This window comes from Microbacterium luteum (assembly GCF_015277875.1).
In the GTDB taxonomy this organism is placed as follows: domain Bacteria; phylum Actinomycetota; class Actinomycetes; order Actinomycetales; family Microbacteriaceae; genus Microbacterium; species Microbacterium luteum.
In genome coordinates this window covers 2,636,298-2,661,467 of sequence record NZ_CP063814.1, presented here as the reverse complement: position 1 = coordinate 2,661,467, position 25,170 = coordinate 2,636,298, and the positions used below count along the sequence as shown (strand labels likewise).

The following is a 25,170-nucleotide window of genomic DNA, read 5'->3' as shown; positions in this document are numbered from 1 at the left end:
CGACCGGGGCCGGGGAGGTGGGGTACCCCTTCCGGTCGTTGAGCGAGGGAGCGGAGTGACCGAGACGAAACGCGGGCCGGCCCCGGCTATCCGCCGCCGCGCCCTCGCGAACTCCAGCCGCGCACGGCGTCGAGGCCGCCGTCGATGAACGCCTGGCGTTTCGCGTGGCTCCATCCCTGAATACGCTTCTCCCACAGGAAGGCGTCGTCGATCCGCGCGAACTCGCCGCTCCACGCGAGCTCGACGGGGAGTCGGCGGGAGGTGTACGCGGCGCCCATGCCGGCCTGGTGCTGCGTGACGCGCCGGTCGAGGTCGCGGGTGCTTCCGACGTAGAACGTGCCGTCGGCGCATCGGAGGATGTAGAGGAACCCCATCGGGTGACCGTAGCGGCGGTGCCGACGGCGGTGTTCGTCTGTGCCGCGGATCTGTGGGCGTGTGCGCGGGGCCACGGGGTGGGGAGGGCGTTTCGTCTCGCTTCGCTCGCTCAACGACCGGCAGGGGCGCTTCGCTCGCTCAACGACCGGGGCCGGGGAGGTGGGGTACCCCTTCCGGTCGTTGAGCGAGGGAGCGGAGCGACCGAGACGAAACGCGGGCCGGCCCCGGCTATCCGCCGCCGTCCTCATCGGCGAAGAGCAGGCCGATCTCGGCCGTTCGCGCGGCGACGAGGGCCGAGATCCCGGCCGTATCCTCGCCCGCGATGACCGCGGCGATCGATGCGGTCTCCCACGTCTCGAGCACGATCCTCGCCAGGGTCGCAGAAGCGATGCGCGGCGAGAGACCGTAGGCGCGGAGCGCGAGACCGAGGATGTCGGCGATCTGCGCCAGCGTGCGCTCTTTGAACGTGCGGTAGGCCTCGGCGATCGCCGGGTCGCGCATGGCGCGGATGCGCACCTCCGCCATCAGCAGCACGCCGGTGCGGTCCTCGGTCGCCATGTCCGCGATCGCGCGCACCACGTCGGCGGGGTCGGCGGGCATCGGCGCCGCCGCGGACGCATCGCCGAAGGCGTGCGCGAAGCCCGCTGCCCGCCGCATCCGATCGTTCGTGACCTTCTCGATGAGTTCGAGGAACAGGTCGTCCTTGGAGGCGAAGTTGGAGTAGAAGGCCCCGCGGCTGAAGTGCGCCTGGGCGCAGATCGCCTCGACCGTCGCCGCGTCGATCCCGACCTCGGCAAACACCTCGTACGCGGCGCCCAGGACCCGATTGCGCGTCGCTTCGCGCCCCGTGCCGTCGACGGAGACATACGAAGTCCGGCTCCCCTCCCGACGTTGCTGTTCCAACCTATCCCGGCTGCGAGGGACGGTCGCGGCGACGATGCCGTCAGACTCGAGCCGGCACACATAGGCAACGCTGAAGCGCGCCAGGGTTCCCGCATGAGCGGGGTTGGTGTCCTAGGGGCAACACCTCGAAAGGACGGCACCCCATGGACGAGAACCTCTCCACCGCACAGCAGACCTCGCAGCAGGAGGCTGATGCGACGACCGTCGCACGGCCCTGGTACCGACGGCCGGTGATCGTCGCCTGCGCAGGTGTGGCGGTGGCGACCCTGGCGACGACCGCCGTGGTCGGGGTGACAGCGACCGCTTCCGCCGCATCCGACACGACGCAGACCGTCGCCGCAGCGCCCGCCGTGCCGCAGGCGCCGTCGTGGGGCGGCGGTGGCCGCGACGGGAGCGGATACGGCGACGACAGCCAGACATCCGGTACGACCACCTCCGTCAGCGAGGCGACCGAGGCGAACGACGATGAGTCGACCGGTGTCGTGATCATCGAGACGGTTCTCGGATACAGCGAGGCAGCCGCTGCGGGAAGCGGAATCGTGCTGACCGAGGACGGCCTCATCCTCACGAACAACCACGTCATCGACGGCGCGACCGAGATCTCGGTGACGATCGCGACCACCGGAGAGACCTATGCCGCCACGCTCGTGGGAACCTCCGAGGACTCCGACGTCGCCCTGCTGCAGCTGGAGGGGGCGTCAGGGCTGGAGGTCGCCGCCATCGACGACGACGACGAGACCGTCGGAGAGGCCGTCACCGCGGTCGGCAACGCCGAGGGCGGCGGCGTGCTGATGGCCGCGGACGGCGAGATCACCGCCCTCGAGTCGTCGGTGACGACCGCGTCGTCGGGCACGACCGCGGGTGAGACGCTCTACGGCATGATCGAGGTGCTCGCCGACGTGGTCTCGGGCGACTCCGGCGGAGCGCTGCTCGACGACGAGGGTGAGGTGATCGGGATGACCACCGCCGCGTCGGTCGGCGGCGTCGTCACCGTCGGGTACGCGGTTCCGATCGAGGATGCGCTGGCCATCGTCGAGCAGATCCTCGCCGGTGACGAATCCGACGGCGTGACCGTGGGGTACTCCGCGTTCCTCGGCGTGCAGACCGCCGCGGCCACCAGCACCGGCTACGGCGGCTACGGCGGGTCGGGGTCGGGCTCGACCCAGACGACGACGACGTCCGGCGCGACCATCGCCGGCGTGATCGCGGGCACTCCGGCCGCCGACGCAGGCCTGGCCGCGGGCGACACGATCACCGCGGTCGACGGCACGGCGGTGGCCGACACCACGGAGCTCGCCGAGGTCCTCGCCGGCTACGACCCGGGTGAGATCGTCACGATCACGTGGACCGACTCCTCCGGCGCGACGCAGTCGGCGAGCGTGACCCTGATCGAGGGTCCGGCCTGATCGCGGTCGGCCTGATCGCCCGGCCACACCGGTGTCACACCGCGGGGGCGCTCCATGACAGCGACTCGATGTAGCGCAGCAGGACGCCCTCGCGGAGAGCCCACGGCGACACCTCCAGCTCGTCGACCTCCATCACCTTCATGGCCTGGTGGAGCACGACGGCGGCCGCGACGATCTGCAGGGTGCGGTCGGCGGTGATACCGGGCAGCTCCTGTCGGGCGTCGGCGGGGATGCGCGCCAGGCGCGGGATCCAGGCCTTCAGCGCCTGTCGCGGCAGCACCATCCGCTCGGTGCCCGACCATCCGGCCATGGGATAGCCGGCGAGCTTGGCGAGCGACCGGATCGCCTTCGACGACCCGACCACATGATCGGGCCGGGGGAGCGAGGTGAAGGTGTCGGCGAGCGGTTCGAGCTTCTTCTTCGCGTGCTTGCGGAGCCGGTCCACCGCGTCTTCGCCGGGCGGGTCGTCGGGCATGTACCGGAGGGTCATCCGGCCCGCTCCGAGCGGCACCGATGCGGCCGCATCCGGAAGCTCGTCGCCGCCGGCCGCGATCTCGAGCGATCCGCCGCCGATGTCGAACAGCAGGATCTGTCCGGCCGACCATCCGAACCACCGGCGCACGGCGAGAAACGTGTAGCGGGCCTCGGTCTCGCCGCCCAGCACCTGCAGCGGCTGGTCGAGCGCCTCTTCGATCGCCTGGATGACGGCGGGGCCGTTGGCCGCTTCGCGCACCGCGGAGGTGGCGGTGGCCAGCAGCTCGGCGACGTTCTCGGCGGCTGCCATCTCGCGCGCCTCGCGCACCGCGGTCACGAGCGCCTCGACGCCTTCGGGCCGGATGGCGCCGTCGTCGTCGAGGTAGCGCATGAGGCGCAGCACGGTACGCTGCGAGGTCGTGGCGAGAGGACGGCCGCCCGGGCTCACATCCGCCACCAGCAGATGGACGGTGTTCGAACCGATGTCGAGGACTCCCAGGCGCACGTCGCCAGCGTACCGACGCGGCGGGTCCGGGCGCACCGCATGGATACGATGGGGCGGATGTCGATCGACGACCAGGTGACACCGCAGACCCCCGCGCTCTCGCTGTATCGCGAGATCGAGCGCGACGAGTGGGCCCGGATGGCGGGCGGACTGGCCCAGCCGCTGACGGAGACCGAGGTCGTGCAGATCCGCGGCATCGGCGACCGTCTGAGCCTCACCGAGGTCGCGGAGGTCTACCTGCCGCTCAGTCGGCTGCTGTCGCTCTACGCCAGTTCCACCAAGGCCCTCGGCGTGGACACGAGCACGTTCCTCGGCGAGCAGGACTCCACGACGCCCTTCGTCGTCGGGGTCGCCGGGTCGGTCGCGGTCGGCAAGTCGACCATCGCCCGGCTGCTGCGCGAACTGATGAGCCGCTGGCCCGGCACACCGCGCGTCGAGCTCGTCACCACCGACGGATTCCTCTACCCGAACGCCGAGCTGGAGCGGCGGGGTCTGATGGATCGCAAGGGTTTCCCGGAGTCCTACGACCGGCGCGCCCTGGTGCGTTTCCTCACCGAGGTGAAGTCGGGAGCCGACGAGGTGCGGGCGCCCTTCTACTCGCACATGCGTTACGACATCGTCCCGGATGCGCACGTCACCGTGCGCCGCCCCGACGTCGTCATCGTCGAGGGCCTGAACGTGCTGCAGCCGCCGCCCGCGCCCAATGATGTCGCGGTGAGCGACCTGTTCGACTTCTCGATCTACGTCGATGCCGCTCCCGACGACATCGAGCAGTGGTTCGTGCACCGCTTCCTCGCGCTGCGCGAGGCGGCGTTCAGCAACCCGAACTCGTTCTTCAACCGGTTCGCGCAGATTCCCGACGAGGAGGCCGTTCCGCGCGCCCTCGGGTACTGGCGCGACATCAACCTCCCGAACCTCGTCGAGAACGTTCTTCCCACGCGACACCGCGCGAGCCTCGTGCTCAAGAAGGCCGCCGATCACGCGGTTTCCAGCGTGCTGCTGCGCAAGCTCTGACCCGCGCGGCGACGCTTCGAGAGGAGAACACGCCTCAAGAGGAGGCGTAGCGAGAATCCGACCTCTGGTGGCGGGATCTCCTCCTCAGGGACCGAACCCGGCCCGCCGTGGGTGATGCGACCGCGTCCTGGTCGATTGGCGTTCGCTCACAGGTTTCTGCCAGGTTGGAAGGACCCGACGAAGACCTTCCCCCGGAGAACTGTGTTTCGAGCTGCCCGCAGCGTCGCGCTCGCCGCTGCCCTCATCATCCTTCCCGGCGCCGCGCCTCTCGCTTCGCCGGCCGCCGATGCGGCGGAGGAGACGCTTCCACCGCCTTCTCTCGCCGACCAGCTGGCCGATGCCGCGCAGGCCGGAGCGAGCGGAGCCGAAGAACTGGCCGACGCCGTCGGTCTGCCCGCGACCGGGCCGGGCAGTCTGCAGGTGGACGACGAGGGGCGGGTCTCGGCGACGCTGACGTTCGCGACGCGCCCGAGCGCTGAACAGATCGACGCGGTGCGGCAGCTCGCGCGGGTCGATCGCGTGTACCGTCTCAGCCCGTCGGTCGCCGTCGCTGTGTCACCCGCTCAGCTGTCGGCACTGGCCGCGCTCCCTGGCGTGGTGGCGGTCGCGCCCGACCTGCGTGCGGCCGTCGGCACGTCATCGTCGTCCGCCGCCGCGCGACCCGCGACCGCGGCCGCCGAGAGCTGCCGCAGCGTCCCGGTCGACGCCGACGAGCCGCTGAAGACGGCCCTCGCGCGCGACGCCTTCGACGTCGATGGCAGCGGCGTGACGGTCGGCATCCTGTCCGATTCGTACGCCACCTCTGCCACGGCGACCACCACCCCCGCGGAGGACGTTTCGGCCGGCGTGCTCCCCGGACCCGGCAACCCATGCGGATACGACACGCCCGTCGAGGTTCTCGCAGACCACCCGGGCGGCAGCGACGAGGGACGCGGGATGGCGCAGATCGTGCACGGCATCGCGCCCGGGGCGCGCATTCTGTTCGCGTCCGGGTTCGGCGGGATGATCGACATGGCCGAGAACATCCTCGCGCTCGCCGACGCGGGCGCGGACATCATCGTCGACGACATCAGCTACGTCACCGAACCCCACTTCCAGCAGGGAATCGTCTCGTCGGCCATCGAGATGGTCAAGGCGGACGGTGTGGCGTACTACACCTCGGCGGGCAACGCGAACGCCGTCGGCGCGGACGGCACACCGAGCGAGGGCCTTCCCATCGCCGGATGGCAGGCGCCCGAGTACCGCGGCGTGGCCTGCCCGGAGTGGGTGTGGGTGCCTGAGGAGGTCGTCGCCTACGACTGTCTCGACTTCGACCCGGGAGACGGCGTCGACCCCGTGCAGAGCGTCGGACTGCTCGCGACGCCGTCGGCGCCGACCTTCGCCCTCGGCTGGGGGGAGCCGCAGGGCGCGGTCGCATCCCACTTCTCGCTGCAGCTGTACTCGGATGACCCCGTGCCCGCCCTCGTCGCGGCGGGCGTCACACCGGACCCGCAGGTGCCGATGGAGATGCTGACGGTCAGCCCCGTGCCGACGGACGGGAAGTACGGCTTCGTCGTCGTGCGCGATCTCACCGGTGACGTCGCCCCGCCACCTGCCGTCTGGATCGGCACCTTCGGGAACGGCACGGCGCTCGCGTGGCGCGAATACGACCGCGATGCCGGCGGTGACCTCGTCGGAGCTGTCATCAACGGCCACAACGGGGACGGCTCCGGCGTGAGCGTCGCCGCCGCGGCGTGGGACTACCCGTGGGAGCCGGAGTCCTTCAGCTCGCCCGGGCCGGGCACCATCCTCTTCGAGCCCTACGACCCGTACGGGCCGCCGTCCGCGGCCTACCCCGAGCCGATGACCGTGGCCGCACCGCAGATCACCGGGGTCGACGGGGAGCGGACGAGCTTCTTCGAATCGCCCTTCGACGAGGACGGCGAGGTGGTCTACCGCTTCTACGGCACGTCGGCCGCCGCCCCGAGCGTCGCCGCGGTGCACGCCCTCGCCCTCGAGTACGCTCCCGGCGCCTCTCCGGCCGACATCCTGACGGCGACCGAGGCCACGGCGGCCGAGATGAACAATCCCTACTGGCGAGTGATGCCCGACGCGCACGTCTACGGCGCCGGACTCGCTGACGCCCACGCCCTGCTGGCAGCTCTGCCCGACCCGACACCGACGCCCGAGCCGACACCGACGCCCGAGCCGACCTCGCCGGAGCCGACGCCCGAGCCGACCTCGTCGCAGACCGCCGCGCCCTCGCCTGCGGCGGCGTCCGACCCGCCGTCAGCCGAGCCGGCACGGCTCGCGGCCTCCGGATCGACCCCACCGCTGTCGGCGGCTTTCCTGGCTGCCCTCCTGATCGCCGGCGGTGTCGCGATCACGTGGACTCGACGCACGAGGCGTCGCCGATCGCCCTGACCCGGCGTGTTCCGCCCGCGGGGTTCAGTACCGGGCGGGGCGCCAGGCGGCGCAGATTACGATGGAGCCCATGTGTGGAATCGTCGGATACGTGGGCCCGCGGCAGAGCCAGGCCATCCTCTTGGCAGGCCTGTCGCGACTGGAGTACCGCGGATACGACTCCGCCGGCATCGCCGTGATCGACGGCGCCGGTGCGCTCGACATGCGCAAGCGCGCCGGCAAGCTGCAGGTGCTGCGAGACGACCTCGTCGGGCACCCGATGACCGACGGCACCACGGGCATCGGCCACACCCGATGGGCGACCCACGGCGGTCCCACCGACCAGAACGCGCATCCGCATCTCGCCGATGACGACAAGCTCGCCGTGATCCACAACGGCATCATCGAGAACTTCGGCGAGCTCCGCGCCGAACTCGACGGGCACCCGTTCCGGAGCGAGACCGACACCGAGGTCGCCGCCGTGCTGCTCGGCCGCGCCTATGCCGCGAACGGCGGAGACCTCGTCGCCGCGTTCCGCACGGTCGTCGCCCGCCTCGAGGGGGCCTTCACCCTGCTCGCGATGCACCAGGACCACCCCGGCCTCGTCGTCGGCGCGCGCCGCAACTCGCCGCTGGTGATCGGCCTCGGCGAGGGGGAGAACTTCCTCGGCTCCGACGTCGCCGCTTTCGTCGAGCACACGCGCGACGCCCTCGCGATCGGCCAGGACCAGATCGTCGCGATCACCCCGGCGGGCGTGGAGGTGACCGACTTCTTCGGCGCCCCCGTGGAGGTCGAGCCGTTCGAGGTGACGTGGGATGCGAACGCCGCCGACAAGGGCGGTTGGTCGTCGTTCATGGCCAAGGAGGTCTCCGAGGAGCCCGAGGCCGTCGCGAACACGCTGCGCGGGCGGATCCGCGACGGTGCCGTCGCCATCCCCGAGCTCGAGGGACTCGACGACCTCTTCCAGGACATCTCCCGCGTGATCGTGGTCGCCTGCGGCACCGCCTCCTATGCGGGCATGGTGGCCAAGTACGCCATCGAGCAGTGGGCGCGCGTGCCGGTCGACGTCGAGCTCGCCCACGAGTTCCGCTACCGCGATCCGGTCATCGGCCCCGACACCCTCGTCGTGTCGATCAGCCAGTCGGGCGAGACGATGGACACGCTCATGGCGGTGAAGTTCGCCCGCGAGCGCGGCGCGAAGACGCTGTCGATCTGCAACACGCAGGGCGCCACCATCCCGCGGGAATCCGACGCGATCGTCTACACGCACGCGGGACCGGAGGTCGCGGTGGCCTCGACGAAGGCTTTCGTCGCCCAGATCACCGCCCTCTATCTGCTCGCCCTCCACATCGGACAGGTGCGCGGTGCGATCTCCGCCGATGAGGTCGCCGCGCAGATCGAGGAGTTCGAGGCCGTTCCCGGCAAGATCCGTCGCATCCTCGAGACGGAGCAGGAGCGCATCGAGCAGTTCGCGTACTGGATGGCCGACACCCGATCGGTGCTCTTCCTCGGCCGCCATGTCGGCTACCCGATCGCGCTCGAGGGGGCGCTGAAGCTCAAGGAGCTCGCCTACATCCACGCGGAGGGTTTCGCCGCCGGGGAGCTCAAGCATGGCCCGATCGCCCTCATCGAGCCCGGTCAGCCGGTGTTCGTGCTCGTGCCGTCGCCGCGCCACTCGGCGCTCCTGCATGCGAAGGTCGTCTCGAACATCGAGGAGATCCGCGCGCGCGGTGCCCGCGTGATCGCCGTCGCCGAAGAAGGCGACGCGGCCGTGCTCCCGACGGCCGACGAGGTGCTGCGCATCCCCCTCGCCGGGCCCCTGTTCGAGCCGTTGCTGTCGGTCGTGCCGTTGCACATCTTCGCCATGGGCCTGTCGACGGCGAAGGGACTCGACGTCGATCAGCCGCGGAACCTCGCCAAGTCGGTCACCGTGGAGTGAGTGCACGCCACCTGCGGTGAACAACGCAGGAGATCCGCGCCGAATCGGGCAGGACAGGGTCGAATCCGCCCGCGTGGCGACCGATCTCCTGTGTTGTTCACGGCCCGGGCCGGTGCCCGACCCTCGGCAGCGGCCGCGATAGGCTGGCGGGCGTCGTCGGACGCCGCATCGGACGATGGAGGGAGCGCCGCATGATCGTCGGAATCGGCGTCGACCTCGTCGACATCGCCCGCTTCGAGCGAACGATCGCGCGCACGCCCCGGCTGCTCGCGCGGCTCTTCTCGCCCGCCGAGCAGGCGCTCAAGCCGCGATCGCTCGCGGCGCGCTATGCCGCGAAGGAGGCGCTGATCAAAGCGCTCGGCGGGTCGGACGGCGTGCACTGGACCGACATCGAAGTCACCCGCGAGCAATCGGGGCGGCCATGGTTCGCCCTGTCGGGGAGCACCGCCGCCGTCGTCGCCGACCGCGGCATCGCGACCCTCCACCTGTCGATGTCCCACGACGCCGGGTTCGCCGTCGCCTACGTCGTCGCCGATGGTGCCGGCACGCCCGCCGCCGGCACAGGAGGGGACACCGCGTGAGAGGCATCCACCACGGCGACATGCGCGAGGCGACGATCGACCTCGACGCGATCACCGCGAATGTGCGGCACCTGCGCGCCCTCACCGGCGTTCCCGTGATCGCCGTGGTGAAGGCGGACGGATACGGCCACGGCGCCCCGCGCGTCGCGGCCGCCGCGCTCGAGGGCGGCGCGTCGCGGCTGGCTGTCGCCGACGTCGACGAAGCCCTCGCTCTGCGCCGCGCCGGGGTGGATGCACCGCTGCTGGCGTGGCTGCACGCGCCCGGCGCGTGGTTTGCGGAGGCCGCTGCGGCGGGGATCGAGATAGGCGTCTCCCGCATGGACCAGCTCGTCGCGGCAGCGGATGCGGCCACGGCCGGCCGCCCCACCGCAGTGCACCTGAAGCTCGAGACCGGCCTCGGCCGCAACGGCATCGCCCCCGCCGACTACCGAGTCGTCTTCGCCGAGGCAGCGCGCCTGGAGCGCATCGGACGCGTTCGGGTGGTCGGTGTCTTCAGCCACCTCTCCAATGCGTCGCCCGAAGCGGACCGCGCCGCGCTGGACGTGTTCGAACGGGGTGTCGCCGAGGCCGCATCCCTCGGCCTCACCCCGCACATCCGCCACCTCGCCGCGACGAATGCGGCCATCGCCCTGCCCGAGACGCGGCTCGACGCCGTGCGCATCGGCATCGGACTCTACGGCTTGTCGCCCTTCGACGACCGCTCCTCGGCCGACCTGGGGCTGCGCCCGGCGATGACGCTGCGCGCCCGCGTCGCGGCGGTGCGCCGGGTGGATGCCGGGCACGGCGTCTCCTACGGCTACGACTACGTCGCCCCGCGCGAGACGACGCTCGCGCTCATCCCGCTCGGCTACGCCGACGGCGTGCCGCGCCAGGCCTCGGGACGGGGGCCGGTGACGATCGGCGGTGCACGGTTCCCCGTGGCCGGCCGCATCGCGATGGATCAGTTCGTCGTCGACGTCGGAGAGCATCCCGTCTCCGTCGGCGACGAGGCGGTGCTGTTCGGCGACCCGACCCTGGGCGTCCCGTCCGCCGACGAATGGGGCGAGGCGGCCGGAACCATCAACTACGAGATCGTCACGCGCATCGGACGGCGCGTGCCGCGCGTGTACGGGAGCGCCCGGTGACCGGCCTCGACGCGATCGTCGGTGCCCGGGAGCTGACCACGCCGGCCGACATGCACGCGTTCGGTGTCGAGATCGGTCGGATGCTGTCGGCGGGCGACCTCGTGGTGCTCACCGGTCCGCTCGGGGCCGGCAAGACCACACTCACGCGCGGGATCGCCGAGGGGCTCGGCGTGCGGGGACCGGTACAGAGCCCGACCTTCGTGCTCGCCCGCACGCATCCGTCGCTCGTCGGCGGCGCGCCGCTCGTGCACGTGGACGCCTATCGGCTCGGATCCGCTGCGGAGCTCGACGACCTCGACATCGACCTGGACTCCTCGGTGGTGATCGTCGAGTGGGGTCGCGGCATGGTCGACGGCCTGCGCGAGAGCTGGTGGGAGATCGAGCTCGACCGCGAGTGGCACGGCCGGGGCGTCGACACCGCGTGCGGCGTGACCGCGCGCGAGGCCGACCTCGATGCCGACTCACCGCGGATCGCGACCGTCACCCGCCGCCCCTGATCGCCTCGATCGCGTCGAGCACCGCGTCGGGGCGCTCGACGTGCGGGAAGTGTCCCGTGCCGGAGGCGGTGCGCACGCGAAGCTGAGGGATGCGCGCGGCGAGAGCGACATCGTCGCGCGGCGACGCGAACACATCGCGCGGACCTCGGACGACCTGCACGGGACAGCGGACGACGCTCCACGTATCCTCGTCGTAACCCGCGAGCATCCGAGCCGCGCGGGCGAAGGCCGTCGGACGCACCTCGGTGCGGAACGCGGCGACCACGCTCGGGTCCACGCGCGCGGAGAAGAGCGGCCGCGTCAGCAGCGGCAGCAGCCCTGCGGCCGCGACGCCCTCGACGATGGCGGCGCCGCCCGGACCGAACGCGGAGAGCGCCCGCATGACGGCGAGCATCCCCGCGAAGCCGGGCAGCCGCATCCCGCCGCGCAGCGGATGCCGGATCGCGTCTATGACGCTCGCGCCCGTGGGGGCGACGAGAACGACGCCCACGGTCGGACCGGGCGCTCGCGCGGCGAGGTCGAGCGCGACGACGCCGCCGAGCGAGTGACCCGCGACGATCCAGTCGTCGTATCCGAGGGAACGCACGAGGTCGGCGATGGCGTGCGAGACGTCTTCGACGTGCAGCGCGGGATCCAGCTCCCCGCTGTCGCCCCACCCCGGCAGGTCGACGGCGACCACGTTCTCCAGGGTGCGGCCGGTGTCTCGCGCGTACGCGGCGAGCGGGGTCCAGGTCGTCCATGTGCCGGCGGCGCCGTGCAGCAGCACGGTCGCAGTTCCGCCGGTGCGGCGCCCGGCGCGCACGGTGAGATCGCCGACGGCGGTCGGGATCACGACGGTGCGCCATCCTGACCCCGCGGGATCGTCCGAGAGCGGCGGCGTGCCGCCCTCGCGCACGTACCGGGGGAGGTGCATGCGTGTTGTTCGTCGTCGGGGCGCGGATCGGATGGGCGAGCAGGCCACGGCCGGCTCCGATTACGCTGGAAGGCGTGATTCTGGGCATCGACACGTCGATCGGCACCGCGGTGGCGGTGATCGAGCCCGACGGCGTCGTACGCGCCCAACTCGACAGCGGCGACCCGCGCGGGCACGCCGAGGTGATCGGCGATCACGTCGCGCGCGTCCTGGCGGAGTCGGAGATCACGAGCGCCGACGTCACCCATGTCGCCGCGGGTATGGGCCCCGGGCCCTTCACCGGCCTGCGCGTGGGCATCGCCGCCGCCCGCGCCTTCGCGCTCGGCCGCGGCATCCCGCTCATCCCCGTCGTCAGTCACGATGCCGTCGCCCTCGACCGCATGCTGATGGCGGCCATGACCGGCGCCGACGAGGAGCGCTTCGCCGTCGTCACCGACGCCCGCCGTCGCGAGTTCGCGTTCACCGTCTACGAGGGCCTCGACGATGACGGCCTCCCCGTGCGCGTGGCCGATCCGGCTCTCGCGCCGCGCGACGAGCTCGATGCCGCGCTCGCCGCGCACGGCGCCCGCCGACTCGACGCCGGTTCGGTACCCGCCGCGATGCTGGCTCTCGCCGCCGGTCGTGCCGTCGCGGCCGGCCGCCGGATCGCCGCGGACGACGCCCTCTATCTGCGCTCTCCGGATGTCACCGCACCCACCGCGCCGAAGCGGGTGATCGCGTGAGACTGCGCACCGGAGACGTCGACGACCTCGAGGCGATCATGGCGCTCGAGCGGGCGTCCTTCGCCGGCGACGCCTGGAGCGAGACCGCCATGCGGGCAGAGCTGGCCTCCCCCCACAACCACTACGTCGTGGCGGAGCAGGCAGGTCGCCTGATCGGCTACGCGGGGCTGCGCGCCCCGTCGGGCGCGACGGACGCCGACGTGCAGACCATCGCCCTCGACAAGACGTTCCGCGGCCGCGGCCGTGGCCGAATGCTGTTCCGCGCCCTTCTTCAGGAGGCGGCGGAGCGCGGCGTGCGCGAGGTCTTCCTCGATGTGCGGGCCGACAATCCGGCCGCCCAGCGCCTCTACGCCTCGGAGGGGTTCATCGAGATCGGCCGCCGCCCGAACTACTACCCGGACGGCAATGTCGACGCCATCGTGATGCGCCTGGACGTGCCCGGATGGGCCGCGTCGCGCGCATCCCTCTCCCCGATGTCGGAGAATCTCGCCGATGTCGGACAATCCCGGCAAAATCCTCCGACATCGGCGCGAATCTCCGACAAACCGGGCTCGGCCGGGGCCGGGGCAGGGGCTGGAGCAGGGGCAGGGGCCGGGGCCGGAGCCGGGGCTGCGGCCGGGGCGGGGACTGCGGCAGAGGCGGGGGCGTGCACGTGAACCGACGCGAGCCGCTGGTGCTCGGCATCGAGACCAGCTGCGACGAGACCGGCATCGGCATCGTGCGCGGCCGCACCCTTCTGTCGAACACGATCGCGTCGTCGATGGATGAGCACGCCCGCTACGGCGGGGTCGTGCCCGAGGTCGCCGCCCGCGCGCACCTCGAGGCGCTGCAGCCGGCCATCGAGGCGGCGCTCGCCGAGGCGCGGGTGTCCCTCGCCGACCTGGATGCGGTGGCGGTCACGAGCGGTCCGGGGCTGGCGGGTGCGCTCATGGTCGGGGTGGGCGCGGCCAAGGCGCTCGCGGTATCGCTCGACCGTCCGCTTTACGCCGTCAATCACCTCGTCGGGCACATCGCTGCCGACATCCTGGATGCGGATGCTCCGCCGCTGGAGTACCCCACGGTGGCGCTGCTCGTCTCCGGCGGGCACACGTCGCTGCTGCTGGTACGCGACCTCACCACCGACGTCGAGCTGCTGGGCGAGACCGTCGACGACGCCGCGGGGGAGGCCTTCGACAAGGTCGCGCGTCTGCTCGGCCTGCCCTACCCCGGAGGGCCGGAGATCGACCGCGCCGCCGCGACGGGGGATCCCACTGCCATCCGCTTCCCCCGAGGCCTGTCCCGCGCGAGCGACATGGCGTCGCACCGATACGACTTCTCGTTCTCCGGCCTGAAGACGGCCGTCGCGCGGTGGACGGAGCAGGCCCGTGCCGCCGGGGAGGATGTGCCCGTCGCCGACGTGGCCGCGAGCTTCCGCGAGGCCGTCGTCGACGTGCTCGTGACGAAGGCGCTCGCCGCGTGCGAGGCGTACGGCGTGCCGCGCCTCCTGCTCGGTGGCGGGGTGATCGCGAACCGCCGCCTGCGCGAGGTCGCCCTCGCGCGCGCCGAAGCCGCCGGCGTCGCGGTGCGCATCCCTCCGCTGTCGCTGTGCACCGACAACGGTGCGATGATCGCGGCGCTCGCGAGCGAACTCATCATGTCGGGGCGCCGACCCTCGACTCTCGCGTTCGGCGCCGATTCGACGCTGCCGGTCACCGAGATCCAGGTGGCCGAGCGTCCTGCCGAACGGACGGACGCCGCATGACCCCTGATGCGACCGACGACCCGCAGGGGCAGGATCTCGCCCCCGTCTCCGGAGAGTCACGCATGCCCGGCGAGCACCGGGGCGGCTTCTCGCGGCTGCCCACGGGGCCGCTCGGCATCACCGAGATGTCGGCGCCGACCGATCCGTCCGAGGCGCCGAGCACCGACTCGTGGGCGATGCCCGCGCCGCCGCTGCGCAGCGCGTTCGCGGCCTGGGCGCTCGGCATCGCGATCGCGGGCCTGCTCGCATCGTTCTTCGTCGGATGGGCGTTCCCCCTCGGCCTGATCGCGATCGTCGTCTCGGTCATGGCGTTGCGCCGGCCCACCGAGGACCGCGCGATGGCGGTGTGGGCGATCTGCATCGCCTCGGGGTCGGTCGTCTACAGCGCGGGCTGGCTCGTCTTCGCCGCTTACAGCGCGAACCTGTTCAGCTGATCGCGCCCCCGTCGACCGGGCGTCACACGCGATCTGCGAGGATCGCCCGCCGCGTGTCGCCGACGCGCGTGAGCACGAGCGTCGCTGCCGCGTCGCCGCGCAGCTTGAGCTTGGTCCGCAGCGCCGCCGGGTCCACGTCGACTCCGCGCTTCTTGATCTCCAGTCGGCCGATCGCGCGGGAGCGGAGCTCCCGCGCGAGCGCCTTGGTGTCGCTCGGCAGCTCCTCACGCACGCGGAACGACGAGACGAAGGGGCTCGTGAGCGCCGCATCCGAGGTGAGATAGGCGATCCGCGGATCGAGAGTGCCCGCCTCGAGCGAGCGGGCGACATCGCCGATGAGACGAGCTCGGATGACCGCCCCGTCGGGCTCGTGCAGGTAGGCGCCGAGCTCCCGCGGCGCCGCATCCTCGGCATCGGCGCCGGCGGTGATCTCCCACGCGTGTTCGCCGCGGGTCACGAGCGCGGCTCGGCGCACGCCCGGCCGTGCGAGCTCTCGAGTCCACAGCACCAACTCCACCGTCGACCCGTCGGCGCTGACCCACTGCGCCTCGACGTCGTCGGGGATGCGGTCCCGGTCCAGTCCCGGTCCGAGCTTCACACCCACCGGTCGTCTGCGGGCGATGTCGAACACCCAGTCCAGCGACGGCGACCATTCGTCGGCGTTCGTGCGGGAGGTCTCTCCTCGGCCGGGCGTGCGGCGGGCAGGGTCGAGCCAGATGCCGTCGGCGCGCGTGAGGTCGGATGCTTCGGCGCGGCCGTGCGCGACGGTGACGGCGTCGCCGAACGAAGCGAGGTTGTAGGCGGCGATCGCCGCGGTGATCTCATCCGCGTCCACCGCGTCGACCGACAGGCCGAGCCCGGCGAACCCGAGCGCGTCACCGCCGATGCCGCACCCCAGGTCGGCGACGCGCGTCAGGCCCCCGGCTCGAAACCGCCCGGCGTGCAGCGACGCGATCGACATGCGCGTGGCCTGTTCCAGGCCCGCGCGCGTGAACAGCATGCGCTGGGCGAGGTCGCCGAACTTCGCTTCGGCCTTCGTGCGCAGCCGCGCCTGACCCACGAGCGCCGACACGAGGTCGGGGGAGTGGCCGGCCGCGCGCAGGGCGGACACCTGCCGCGCGACGTCGTCGGAGGTGCGCACCGCGGGCATCCCGGCGAGCATCCGCAGCCCGTCGGCGGTGAGCAGGGCAGTCAGTTCCGACGATTCCATTCGATCCAGCGTAGGTGCTCGTTCGCCGCGCCCCGAGCGGGCCGATCCCGGACGCGGAAGCCCCCGAACCCCGGACGTGAACCCCGAACCCCGAATCAGACCCCTAGGGGATCCCCGGAAGTCTCCGGGGGTATCCCGGATGTCGTGACGCGCGATCGGACGGACTATTGATCCGCAAGGCCGCCGAAGGCTTCATCGAAGGGACTGGGACAATGGCTACTGGGAACGACTTCAACGACGGAATCATCGTCGACGACACGCTCAACGACAACAACGTCGGCGTCAACGAGAACGAGATCCTGTCGAACAACACCGACAACTCCGACAACTCGACCAACGACTCGGGTAATTCGTCGACCGACGGGAACTTCTCGGACAATTTCTCCGGGAACACCGACAACTCGGACAACTCGACGAACACCGCGGTCCTGACCGACGCGTCCGACAACTCGGACAACTCCATCAACGACTCGGGTAATTCGTCGACCGACGGGAACTTCTCGGACAACTTCTCCGGGAACACCGACAACTCGGACAACTCCGACAACTCGGACAACTCCGACAACTCGGACAACTCCGTGGATGTGGACGTCGCCGTCGACGCCCGTGACCAGTCGGACAACTCCACCAACGATTCCTTCAACGACGAGGACTCGTACAACGACTACGAGGATTCCTACAACAAGGACTCCTACAACGACACCGACATCGACATCGACAACTCGACGAACCTCGACGACGACTCGGTGACGGTTGGCGTGCGCCAGTACAACACCGGCTTCGGTGACCTCCACGTCGGCGGCCTCGCCGGCGCGGGCGCCGCTGCTGCGGCCGCCGGCTCGCTGCACCTCGAGATCGACAATCGTGCGACGCAGGTCGACCAGTCGGTCAACCAGGCGATCAGCGCCGGCGGGAACGTCACCCAGGGCTTCGCCAACGGGGCCGTCGTCAACACCGGCGACTGGGGGGCCGCTGCGGGCGACGACGCTTCGGTGTCGAACACTGAGACGACGATCTCCACTGGCGACATCCTGATCGGGAACACGACGGTCGAGACCCACGTCGCCGACTCGTTCAACGACTCCTCCACCAACACGTGGACCGAGTACGAGCTCGAGATCGACGACTCGTTCAACGACTTCTCGGACCACACCGATGTCGAGGTAAAGATCGAGGACTCGTTCAACGAGTTCGACTCCGACGTCGACAACGACTGGGAGTGGGAGAACAACGGCAACATCTTCTCCGACGGCTCGGCCGTCATCGACGACATCGACATCTGATCATCGTCTGACACGAACTTCGCCCGGTCGCCTCTCGAGGCGGCCGGGCGAGGTGCGTCACGGCCCCGATCCGCCCTATCCCTGTCCGGCGGATCGGGATAGCGTGGGCCCGGGGACAGTTTTCAAGGGGGAATGCGTGAGCGACGACATCGCCAAGCGAGACGATCAGACCGCCAACGAGCCGACGATGGTGTCGCCGCAGACCGGAAGGCAGCTGGTCGCGCTCGTCGACAATGTCGAGTCGCTCGCGGCCGCCACCGGTCGTGCCGATCTGGCCGAGCGGCTGGACAACACCCGCAAGCGGCTGCAGGACCCGAACGTGCGGGTCATCGTGGTCGGGGAGTTCAAGAAGGGCAAGAGCAAGCTCATCAACGCCCTCGTCAACGCCCCGGTGTGCCCCGTGGACGACGATGTGGCCACGAGCGTCCCCACCGCGGTGGGTTTCGCCGAGACGCCCCGGGCATGGGTCGTGCAGCAGAAGGGCGACCAGCCGGGCGTCGTCGAGCAGATCGACATCCCTCTCGAAGCGCTCGCCGACTACGTCTCCGAGCGCGGCAACCCCAGCAACGAGCAGAAGCTGCTGTCGGCCGAGGTCGTTCTGCCCCGCGAATTGCTGCGCGGCGGGCTGCGGCTGGTCGACTCGCCGGGCGTCGGCGGGCTCGACTCCACCAACGCGCTGACCACGCTTGCGGCGCTGTCGTCGGCGCATGCCGTGCTGCTCGTGTCGGATGCGTCGCAGGAGTACACCGAGCCCGAGGTGCAGTTCCTGCGCCACGCCATGCGCGTGTCGCCGAACGTGGCGGCGGTGCTGTCGAAGACGGACCTCTACCCGCAGTGGCGCGACATCGAGCGCATCGACCGCTCGCACCTGGGCGACGTCGGCGAGGTGCCGATCTTCTCCGTCTCCAGCGATCTGCGGCTGCTCGCCGCCGAGCACCACGATCGCGAACTGAACGACGAATCGGGTTTCCCTCAGCTCGTCCACCATCTTCGCGGCGAAGTCCTGGCACATGCCGAAGTGGTTCATGCCCGGAGCGCGGTCCACGACGTCGTGTCGGTCGTGGACCAGATGGAGGTCTCGCTCACCTCCGAGCTGAACGCCATCCTGCATCCCGAGGACACCCCGCGCATGATCGCGCAGCTCGAAGACGCCAAGGCGCGGGCCGACGAGTTCCGGGGACGCTCGTCCAAGTGGCAGACGACCCTGAACGACGGCGTCGCCGACCTCATCTCCGACATGGAGCACGATCTGCGCGACCGCCTGCGGCGGGTGCAGCGCGAGGCGGAGGCATCCATCGACGAGGGCGATCCGGGCCCGATCTGGGAGCAGATCACCGAGTGGATCGATCAGCGCATCAACGCGGCGGTGTCGGAGACGTTCGTGTGGACCGACGAGCGCTCGCGCTGGCTGTGCGAAGAGGTCGCGGAGCAGTTCTTCGAGGGACAGACCGAGATTCCGCTGTTCGCTGTCGGCGACACCGAGGGCGTGCTCGATCCCGTCGACCGGATCGCCGGCGTCGACTCCGGTCAGATGGGTGCGGCCGAGAAGATCTTCATCGGCGTGCGCGGTTCCTACGGCGGCGTTCTCATGGTCGGTCTCGCGACCGGCCTCATCGGACTGTCGCTCATCAACCCGCTGTCGCTCCTGGCCGGTGTGCTCGTGGGCCGCCGCGCCTACCGAGAAGACATGACCAACCGGCTCGCGCGCCGTCGCTTCGAGGCAAAGACGGTCGTGCGCCGCCACATCGAAGAGGTCATCTTCCAGGTCGGCAAGCAGCTCAGGGACCGTCTGCGCCTCGTGCAGCGTGCGGCGCGCGACCACTTCGGCGGCATGGCCGACGAACTGCACCGCTCGCTCGGTGAAGCGGTGCTGGCCGCCAAGCAGGCCGCTTCGACGTACGCCAGCGGCCGGGACAATCGGGTCAGGGAGCTGCAGACGCAGATCCAGCAGCTCGAAACGCTCAAGCGGAAGATCCCCGCGATCGCGCCCGTCAGGCAGCTCGAGGCGGCGCGCTCGTGAGCACGCCGTTGCGCGACGACGCCGCGCGGCTGCTCGACACCGCGCGGGCCCGCTACGCCGACGACGCCGAGGCGACCGCGCGCCTGGACGAGTTGAGCCGTCGCCTGCACGAGCCGCTGCGTCTGGCGCTGGCGGGCATGGTCAAGGCCGGCAAGTCCACCCTCCTGAACGCGATGCTGGGGGAGCGGATCGCTCCCACCGACGCCGGCGAGTGCACGCGCGTGGTCACCTGGTACCGGTATGCCGCGACCCCCTCGGTCACCCTCCATCGCCGCGACGGCGAGCAGCAGCGCCTGCCGATCCGTCGCGAGCGAGGGCGCCTGATCTTCGACCTCGGCGAGACCTCGGCCGACGATGTCGACTGGATCGACGTCGGCTGGCCCTCGAGCGGGCTCCGGTCGCTCATCCTCATCGACACTCCTGGCATCGCCTCGCTGTCGCAAGACGTCTCGGCGCGCTCGACGACGTTCCTCGTGCCCGAGGCGAGGCCCTCGGCGGCCGACGCGATCATCTATCTGATGCGGCACCTGCATGCCTCGGACATGAAGTTCCTCGAGTCCTTCCGTGACACGGCGGCCGGTCAGTCTCAGACGGTGAACGCGGTCGCGGTCCTCTCGCGCGCCGACGAGATCGGCTCCGGCCGCATCGACTCGATCCTCTCCGCGAACAAGGTCGCCCGGCGCTACGAACTCGACGGGGAGCTCGCCTCGCTCGCCCTGGGCGTCATCCCCGTCGCGGGGCTGCTCGCCGAGAGCGCCCGCACCCTTCGCGAAGACGAGTATGCGGCCTTCAAGGAACTCGCCGCCCTCCCGCGCGAGGATCGGGAGAAGCTGCTCATCTCGGCGGACCGCTTCGTGCGGCCCTCGCCGGCGACGACCCTCACCGAAGCGGCCCGCCGCGCTCTCCTCGCCCGGTTCGGCATCTTCGGCGTGCGCCTGGCGACCGCGCTGCTGCGCCGATCCACGCCGACTTCGACCGACTTCGCCGAGATGCTCGTGCAGCAGAGTGGTCTGAACGAGTTGCAGCAGTTCGTCCGCGAGCAGTTCCGCACGCGCGCAGCAACGCTGAAGATCCGGGGCGTGCTCGACGGCCTGGAACGCGTGCTCGCGGATTTCCCCCGAGACGACGTCGACGAGGTGCGTGGGGGCATCGAACGCATCCGCGCCACCGCTCACAGCCTGCGTGAGCTCTCGGCGCTCGCGCGGGCGCGCGCCGACGGGCTGCCGCTGGCACCGAGCGACGCCGCCGAGGCGGAGCGGATCATCGGTGGCAAGGGGACCGGCCCGACGGTACGGCTGGGTGTCGGCGATGACGCCACCGACGAGGAGATGCGGGCCGAGGTCGACCGGCTGCTGGACCGGTGGCGCGCGCTCGGCCAGTCGCCGTTGACCGAACGCAGCGCCGTCGAGGTCTGTCGCGTGGTGACCCGCAGCCTGGAGGAGATCGCCTCAGTACTCCCCGCTGTCGCCGGAACGCCGCACGTCGTGCTTGCGGGCGGTCCAGGAGAGGGCGCCGCGTAGCGTGCTGAGCAGCAGCGCCAGCACGGCGAATCCGGCTTCGCCGATGAAGAGCTGACGCAGCATCGAACCGTACTCGCCGCCCCCCACGAGCTCGAGCGCGATGAGGAAGGCGACCACCTGCATGATGACGGTCGCGAACTGCCACCAGCGCGCTCCGGGCTTGCGGCTGGAGAACGACACGAGCAGCACGATCTGCATGAGCACGAGTGCGACGATGATCGCGAACACCGACCAGTAGACGATGTCGGCCGCGGCCTCGTATGTCTCCGTCGTGCGGTCTGCGCTGACCGCTTCGATGGCCTCGATGATCAGCGGGAGCTGGTCCTCGCGGATGACGAAGTAGAAGACCACGGTGACGGCGCCGAAAGCGAGGCTCAGGACCCACAGGAACTGACTCAGGCGAACTGAGAACGGCGGCGGTGCCTTCGTGAGGACCGGAGCGCTGTTGCCGCTGGAGAGCGTGGGGCGCTCCGGTGCGTTCCGTGGGGGCTTCGGCGGCGCGGAACGCGGGGCAGACGCCGGCTGCTGCTGCGCCGGCGCGGGTAGCGGAGGGCGCGGCGGGATCTCCTGGCGGGCGGGTGACGTCGATGTCTGCGACACGGTGGGCTCCGGTTTCCGAGATACCTCACCCGCCCGCCGTGACGGGGTCTCGGCGGGCGGGTGAGGGGTCTTGCGATCTGGGGACACGAGGCGGGCCTTACGGCTGCTCTTCGAGTTCCATCTCCATCGGCGCCTCGACGTAGTCGGCGGAGGAGTCGGCCTCCCAGGTGTCTTCGGTCTCCACCGGGGGAGCTTCGACGGCCACGGTGTTCTCCACGGCGACGTCGCCGCCGATGTCGCCGTTGTTGACCGCGACCTGCGTGTTGTCCACCTCGGTCTCGGTGTCGTTGAACGACTCCTCCACCTCGACATCGACATCGGTCTCCGTCGATCCGTCGTTGAAGGACTCGTCGACGTCGGCCTCGACCTCCGTGTCGGTGTTGGTCGAGGAGTCGTTGAACGATCCGTCGACGTCGACGTCGGTGGTCTCGTTGCCGATCGCGATGTCGCCGGTCTCGATGTCGGTGGTCGACGTGTCGACGCTGGCGGTCTCACCGGCGGCGGCTCCGCCGTCGCCGCTGTTGACGATCGCCTCGTTGTCGAAGATCTGGTTCACGTCGCCGTTGGCCCAGATGTTCTGATTCACCGACTGGTCGACGATCGTCGCGCGGTTGTCGATCGTGAACGACTGGGTGATCGTGTTGATCTCCTCGACCGGCGTGGGCTTGGGCCCAGGCGGGTGGGGATGCGGGTGGGGGTTCGGGTGCGGGTGCACGTCGGGCCGGTCGACCACGACCGGGGCGACGGCGCGCACGTCGTCGGCGCACACGTCCGACAGGCCGTTCGAGGCGAGCGTCCCTTCCGGGTCCTGTTCGAACTCCGCTGCGGCCTCCGGGTCGCGCAGAAGGCTAAGGATGAATTCGATCAATGCATCGGCGATGGTCGCCAGCGGAGTGGTCATGGTGTCTCTCCCGTCGTTTCGAGACTCGTTCTCGAGGCTATGCAGGTCTGCGAGGTTCGGAATCGGGGGTAACCCCGAAAGATTCTGAGGGCGCTTAGGGATCTGCGCGTGAGGTCGGGGGTCATCGTCCGGCCCCTTCCGTCGTGCTCATCGCCACGCGCAGTTTCGCCAGCAGATCCGACCGCGACGTGGCAGCCAGCCGCCGGCGGATCTGTCCGATGTGGTGCTCCGCAGTACGCGGTGAGATGAACAGCTCTGCTCCGATTTCGGCGTACGTCCGGCCCTGCAGCACCAGCTGGGCGATCTCGTGTTCGCGCTCGCTGAGACCGGTGTTCGCGGAGGTGGGAACCGGGCCTGTTGCCGGTTCGCCCGAGGGTGCCGTCTCGCGCGGGTGCAGCTCCCGCGCGCACGCCAGCAGCCGCGCCCCGACCTTCTTGTCCTTGCTGCGACGGGCTCCGTGTCCGGCGAGGCGTGCGCCGTCCCACGCGAGTCCGACCGTGGAAAGACCCCGGGCGGCCGCTTCCACCGCGTCGGGGTCGACGGTGCCGGCGAGGATGGCCGTCCACGCTCGCCCGGCCTGCGCCATGCGGGCGGCGAGCGGGTTGCGGCGGGCGGCGGTGACGAGTGCTTTGGCGTGCGGTGCGAGGTCGTCGGGGCGATTCTCGAGGATGCCGCGCTGAATGCCCGCCCAGTGCAGCGCCGTCGCCCACACCGACGGCTCACCGAGCCGGTCGACGAGGGCGAGTGCGTCGCGGAAGGCCGGCTGCATCCATTCGGCGTCGCCGAGGCGGGCCGAGACGATCACCAGTTCGCTCAGCGGCAGCAGCATGTACAGGTCGGGTTCGACACGGCGCACCCGGCTCTTGAGCGAGTCCCAGGCGGATCCGAGCGCGGCGACGTCGTCGTAGCGCCGAGCGAGTTCGACCGTGACGGCCGCGGCGATGACGTCGTCGCGGGCCGAGAGCACGGCGCCGTCGGCGGTCGCCGCGGCCAGCGAGCGTCGCGCCTCGGCGACCTGCTCGCGCTGCACGGCGATCCACGCGTTCCACAGCAGCAGGCGCGGACGCCAGCGGCGGCAGTGCGCGGTGTGGGTGAGGGCGTCGGTGATCACCGTGTGGGCGAGATCCAGGTCCCCGATCCCGATCGCGGCGGTCGCGGCGATGACGGCCGGAAGCTCGGGCGTCGGCGAGGTGTCCCGGGCGGCGCACGACAGGTCGGCCGCGCGGCGAAGGTCATCCACAGCCTCGCGGGGGCTGTCATCGGAGAGCGTGGCGCGCAGGCCGCGATCCAGCAGATCGAGCGCGACCCCCCGGGCAGACGGGGCCGCCGGTGCCGTCGCATCCGCTGTGCCCGTGGAGAGGTCGCGCTCGACGAGTCTGCCGGCGCCGGCGGCGGCGACGAGTGCGCGCGTGCGACCGGGCGCCGACGCCGGCGGCATCGCACGGTACGTGTCGTGTGCGATCGACATCATCCCGCGGTCGGCCCATGTCGTCGCGAGCGTGTCGGCGGCGAGGTCGTGGTCCGGGTGAGCGCGGTCGATCCCCACGCCGCCGAGGAGCAGTCCGGCCCCGTCGCCGTCCCCGGCGGCCCACAGGGCGTGCGCGTGCGCGGCGGCGATCTCGGATTCCGGCACGCCGCACGCGACGGCGCGCTCGAAGAGTGCGGCCGCGAGCGCCGGCTGGCAGGCGATCTCGGCGCGTGCGCGTTCGGCGATCGCGTTGCCGAGCGCGGAGTCGACGATCCCGTCGAGACTCGCGGCCAGGTCGGAGCCCGGCACGAGGTCGAGCGAGCCGTGCCAGATCAGATCGATGAGCACGTCGATCGACGTGCTGGCCCGGGCCGCGTCGGCCACGAGCGGGAGGGGGCGTCCGTTGGCCGTGAGCAGTCCCTCGGCATGGCCCTCTGCGATGATCTCCGCGGCGTCGGCGGTCTCGGCACCGGCGTGACGCGCGCCGAGGCTGAGGGTCTCGATGCGGCGGCGAACGGCCGGCGAGACCGTCTCGAGCCGGTGCTGGACCCGGCGGCGCACGACGCGTGCGAGCTCGCGGTGCTCGGGGTCGTCGCTGCAGTCCTGGAGGTCGTGCGCCTCGACGCACGCGGCCACCAGCCACGCGGTGCCGCCGCTGATGTCGAGGATGTGCTGCGCGCACGCCGCATCCGCCGACAGCAGATCGGTGCGCACCTCGGCGAGCGTCACCTCGCCCAGCAGCAGGGGCGGACTGTCGTGCTCGACCACGCGGGTGATCTCCACCAGCGCCGGCGGTGCCGGCCACGTGCGGTAGGCGATGACGAGGCCCGCGTCGGGTCGATGCGCGCGTTCGAGGAGTGTTCCGAGCGCCTTCTCGTCGAGCTCCTGCGCGTCGTCGACGAGGAGGGTCACGTCGTCGTCGACGGGATCGGTGCTATCGCGCGCCGACCACAGGTGGGTCGGCCGGCCGTCTCGGTCGAGCCGACCGCGCAGGTAGGCGAGCGCATCCGTCTTGCCCGAGCCGGCACCCCCGACGATCGCTGCGCGCAGTGGGGGTCTGCGCGTGACGAGGTCGTCGAGGGCGCCGAGCGCGTGGGCAGCCCGGGGAAGCATCTCTACCGTCGGATCGGTGGTCTCGGTGAGCCTGTTCACTATCGC

22 protein-coding genes are annotated in these 25,170 nt (G+C 71.0%); 14 read left to right on the top strand and 8 right to left on the bottom strand.

All coding sequences use genetic code 11. The annotated features are described in order from the left end of the window. Positions 1-86 precede the first annotated feature (86 nt). Positions 87-374 (bottom strand): GIY-YIG nuclease family protein, encoded by a 288-nt coding sequence (locus IM777_RS13025; RefSeq protein WP_194383663.1) that lies wholly within the window; start codon positions 372-374, stop codon positions 87-89. Positions 375-603: 229 nt separating this feature from the next. Next, positions 604-1,338 (bottom strand): TetR/AcrR family transcriptional regulator, encoded by a 735-nt coding sequence (locus IM777_RS13020; RefSeq protein WP_194383662.1) that lies wholly within the window; start codon positions 1,336-1,338, stop codon positions 604-606. Positions 1,339-1,421: 83 nt separating this feature from the next. Here IM777_RS13020 and IM777_RS13015 point away from each other — a divergent pair, with 83 nt between their 5' ends. After that, positions 1,422-2,684 carry a S1C family serine protease gene (locus IM777_RS13015; protein ID WP_194383661.1) on the top strand — a complete coding sequence of 421 codons (1,263 nt, stop codon included), beginning with the start codon at positions 1,422-1,424 and terminating at the stop codon, positions 2,682-2,684. 34 nt (positions 2,685-2,718) lie between these two features. Here IM777_RS13015 and IM777_RS13010 read toward each other — a convergent pair whose 3' ends face one another. Then, positions 2,719-3,663, bottom strand: a complete 945-nt coding sequence (locus IM777_RS13010; RefSeq protein ID WP_071045593.1) for a Ppx/GppA phosphatase family protein — start codon at positions 3,661-3,663, stop codon at positions 2,719-2,721. A 57-nt stretch (positions 3,664-3,720) separates the two neighbouring features. On the opposite strand from IM777_RS13010, the gene coaA reads away from it, so the two are divergent. The 6 genes from coaA (at position 3,721) to tsaE (ending at position 11,200) form a co-directional block, all read left to right on the top strand. Further along, positions 3,721-4,677: a type I pantothenate kinase gene (coaA, locus tag IM777_RS13005; protein WP_071045573.1), complete on the top strand. Its 957-nt coding sequence runs from the start codon at positions 3,721-3,723 to the stop codon at positions 4,675-4,677. A gap of 201 nt (positions 4,678-4,878) precedes the next feature. Then, positions 4,879-7,080: a S8 family serine peptidase gene (locus tag IM777_RS13000; RefSeq protein WP_194383660.1), complete on the top strand. Its 2,202-nt coding sequence runs from the start codon at positions 4,879-4,881 to the stop codon at positions 7,078-7,080. A 70-nt stretch (positions 7,081-7,150) separates the two neighbouring features. Further along, the gene (gene glmS / locus IM777_RS12995) at positions 7,151-8,998 is read left to right on the top strand and encodes a glutamine--fructose-6-phosphate transaminase (isomerizing) (RefSeq protein WP_194383659.1); all 1,848 of its coding nucleotides are present in this window, start codon (positions 7,151-7,153) and stop codon (positions 8,996-8,998) included. A gap of 191 nt (positions 8,999-9,189) precedes the next feature. Next, entirely contained in the window at positions 9,190-9,579 is a 390-nt protein-coding gene (locus tag IM777_RS12990) for a holo-ACP synthase (protein ID WP_194383658.1), read from the top strand. A gap of 20 nt (positions 9,580-9,599) precedes the next feature. Beyond that, a complete protein-coding gene (gene alr / locus IM777_RS12985) occupies positions 9,600-10,703 on the top strand; it encodes an alanine racemase (protein ID WP_194385566.1) in 1,104 nt (367 codons plus the stop codon). Positions 10,704-10,753: 50 nt separating this feature from the next. Next, positions 10,754-11,200 carry a tRNA (adenosine(37)-N6)-threonylcarbamoyltransferase complex ATPase subunit type 1 TsaE gene (gene tsaE / locus IM777_RS12980; protein ID WP_228481108.1) on the top strand — a complete coding sequence of 149 codons (447 nt, stop codon included), beginning with the start codon at positions 10,754-10,756 and terminating at the stop codon, positions 11,198-11,200. On the opposite strand, the gene IM777_RS12975 is transcribed toward tsaE, so the two are convergent. Next, a complete protein-coding gene (locus IM777_RS12975) occupies positions 11,184-12,113 on the bottom strand; it encodes an alpha/beta fold hydrolase (RefSeq protein ID WP_071045578.1) in 930 nt (309 codons plus the stop codon). The genes tsaE and IM777_RS12975 overlap by 17 nt on opposite strands. 74 nt (positions 12,114-12,187) lie before the next feature. Between IM777_RS12975 and tsaB the strand changes: the two genes are divergently transcribed. From tsaB to IM777_RS12955, 4 genes are read left to right on the top strand one after another with little or no spacing between them, the layout of a single operon-like run. Beyond that, positions 12,188-12,835 (top strand): tRNA (adenosine(37)-N6)-threonylcarbamoyltransferase complex dimerization subunit type 1 TsaB, encoded by a 648-nt coding sequence (tsaB, locus tag IM777_RS12970; RefSeq protein WP_194383657.1) that lies wholly within the window; start codon positions 12,188-12,190, stop codon positions 12,833-12,835. Continuing rightward, complete coding sequence (rimI, locus tag IM777_RS12965; protein WP_228480806.1) at positions 12,832-13,491, top strand: ribosomal protein S18-alanine N-acetyltransferase; 660 nt, start codon at positions 12,832-12,834, stop codon at positions 13,489-13,491. The genes tsaB and rimI overlap by 4 nt, the downstream gene beginning before the upstream one ends. Then, on the top strand, positions 13,488-14,576 hold the full coding sequence (tsaD, locus tag IM777_RS12960; RefSeq protein WP_194385565.1) for a tRNA (adenosine(37)-N6)-threonylcarbamoyltransferase complex transferase subunit TsaD: 1,089 nt from the start codon (positions 13,488-13,490) through the stop codon (positions 14,574-14,576). The genes rimI and tsaD overlap by 4 nt, the downstream gene beginning before the upstream one ends. Then, positions 14,573-15,010 carry a hypothetical protein gene (locus IM777_RS12955; RefSeq protein WP_194383656.1) on the top strand — a complete coding sequence of 146 codons (438 nt, stop codon included), beginning with the start codon at positions 14,573-14,575 and terminating at the stop codon, positions 15,008-15,010. Before tsaD ends, IM777_RS12955 begins: the two co-directional genes overlap by 4 nt. A 22-nt stretch (positions 15,011-15,032) precedes the next feature. Here IM777_RS12955 and IM777_RS12950 read toward each other — a convergent pair whose 3' ends face one another. Further along, entirely contained in the window at positions 15,033-16,220 is a 1,188-nt protein-coding gene (locus tag IM777_RS12950) for a class I SAM-dependent methyltransferase (RefSeq protein ID WP_194383655.1), read from the bottom strand. Positions 16,221-16,432: 212 nt separating this feature from the next. On the opposite strand from IM777_RS12950, the gene IM777_RS12945 reads away from it, so the two are divergent. Genes IM777_RS12945 through IM777_RS12935 form a run of 3 tightly spaced genes read left to right on the top strand, consistent with a single transcriptional unit; the run spans position 16,433 to position 21,043 of the window. Continuing rightward, on the top strand, positions 16,433-17,503 hold the full coding sequence (locus tag IM777_RS12945) for a hypothetical protein (RefSeq protein WP_194383654.1): 1,071 nt from the start codon (positions 16,433-16,435) through the stop codon (positions 17,501-17,503). A gap of 52 nt (positions 17,504-17,555) precedes the next feature. After that, positions 17,556-19,523, top strand: coding sequence for a dynamin family protein (locus IM777_RS12940; protein ID WP_228480805.1), 1,968 nt, complete (start codon positions 17,556-17,558; stop codon positions 19,521-19,523). After that, positions 19,520-21,043 carry a dynamin family protein gene (locus IM777_RS12935; protein WP_194383653.1) on the top strand — a complete coding sequence of 508 codons (1,524 nt, stop codon included), beginning with the start codon at positions 19,520-19,522 and terminating at the stop codon, positions 21,041-21,043. The genes IM777_RS12940 and IM777_RS12935 overlap by 4 nt, the downstream gene beginning before the upstream one ends. On the opposite strand, the gene IM777_RS12930 is transcribed toward IM777_RS12935, so the two are convergent. The 3 genes from IM777_RS12930 to IM777_RS12920 form a co-directional block, all read right to left on the bottom strand. Then, entirely contained in the window at positions 20,972-21,643 is a 672-nt protein-coding gene (locus tag IM777_RS12930; RefSeq protein WP_071046024.1) for a hypothetical protein, read from the bottom strand. The two genes, IM777_RS12935 and IM777_RS12930, sit on opposite strands and share 72 nt — an antisense overlap. Positions 21,644-21,740: 97 nt before the next feature. Continuing rightward, positions 21,741-22,544, bottom strand: coding sequence for an IniB N-terminal domain-containing protein (locus IM777_RS12925; protein WP_194383652.1), 804 nt, complete (start codon positions 22,542-22,544; stop codon positions 21,741-21,743). Positions 22,545-22,665: 121 nt separating this feature from the next. Further along, positions 22,666-25,164 carry a LuxR C-terminal-related transcriptional regulator gene (locus IM777_RS12920; RefSeq protein WP_194383651.1) on the bottom strand — a complete coding sequence of 833 codons (2,499 nt, stop codon included), beginning with the start codon at positions 25,162-25,164 and terminating at the stop codon, positions 22,666-22,668. Between the last annotated feature and the right edge of the window lie 6 nt (positions 25,165-25,170).

Excerpts from the sequence above, each read along its gene's own strand:
- IM777_RS13025 (WP_194383663.1), bottom strand. The coding sequence starts at position 374 with ATGGGGTTCCTCTACATCCTCCGATGCGCCGACGGCACGTTCTACGTC.
- IM777_RS13015 (WP_194383661.1), top strand. The coding sequence starts at position 1,422 with ATGGACGAGAACCTCTCCACCGCACAGCAGACCTCGCAGCAGGAGGCT.
- coaA (WP_071045573.1), top strand. The coding sequence starts at position 3,721 with ATGTCGATCGACGACCAGGTGACACCGCAGACCCCCGCGCTCTCGCTG.
- glmS (WP_194383659.1), top strand. The coding sequence starts at position 7,151 with ATGTGTGGAATCGTCGGATACGTGGGCCCGCGGCAGAGCCAGGCCATC.
- IM777_RS12990 (WP_194383658.1), top strand. The coding sequence starts at position 9,190 with ATGATCGTCGGAATCGGCGTCGACCTCGTCGACATCGCCCGCTTCGAG.
- alr (WP_194385566.1), top strand. The coding sequence starts at position 9,600 with ATGCGCGAGGCGACGATCGACCTCGACGCGATCACCGCGAATGTGCGG.
- tsaE (WP_228481108.1), top strand. The coding sequence starts at position 10,754 with ATGCACGCGTTCGGTGTCGAGATCGGTCGGATGCTGTCGGCGGGCGAC.
- IM777_RS12975 (WP_071045578.1), bottom strand. The coding sequence starts at position 12,113 with ATGCACCTCCCCCGGTACGTGCGCGAGGGCGGCACGCCGCCGCTCTCG.
- IM777_RS12955 (WP_194383656.1), top strand. The coding sequence starts at position 14,573 with ATGACCCCTGATGCGACCGACGACCCGCAGGGGCAGGATCTCGCCCCC.
- IM777_RS12950 (WP_194383655.1), bottom strand. The coding sequence starts at position 16,220 with ATGGAATCGTCGGAACTGACTGCCCTGCTCACCGCCGACGGGCTGCGG.
- IM777_RS12945 (WP_194383654.1), top strand. The coding sequence starts at position 16,433 with ATGGCTACTGGGAACGACTTCAACGACGGAATCATCGTCGACGACACG.
- IM777_RS12925 (WP_194383652.1), bottom strand. The coding sequence starts at position 22,544 with ATGACCACTCCGCTGGCGACCATCGCCGATGCATTGATCGAATTCATC.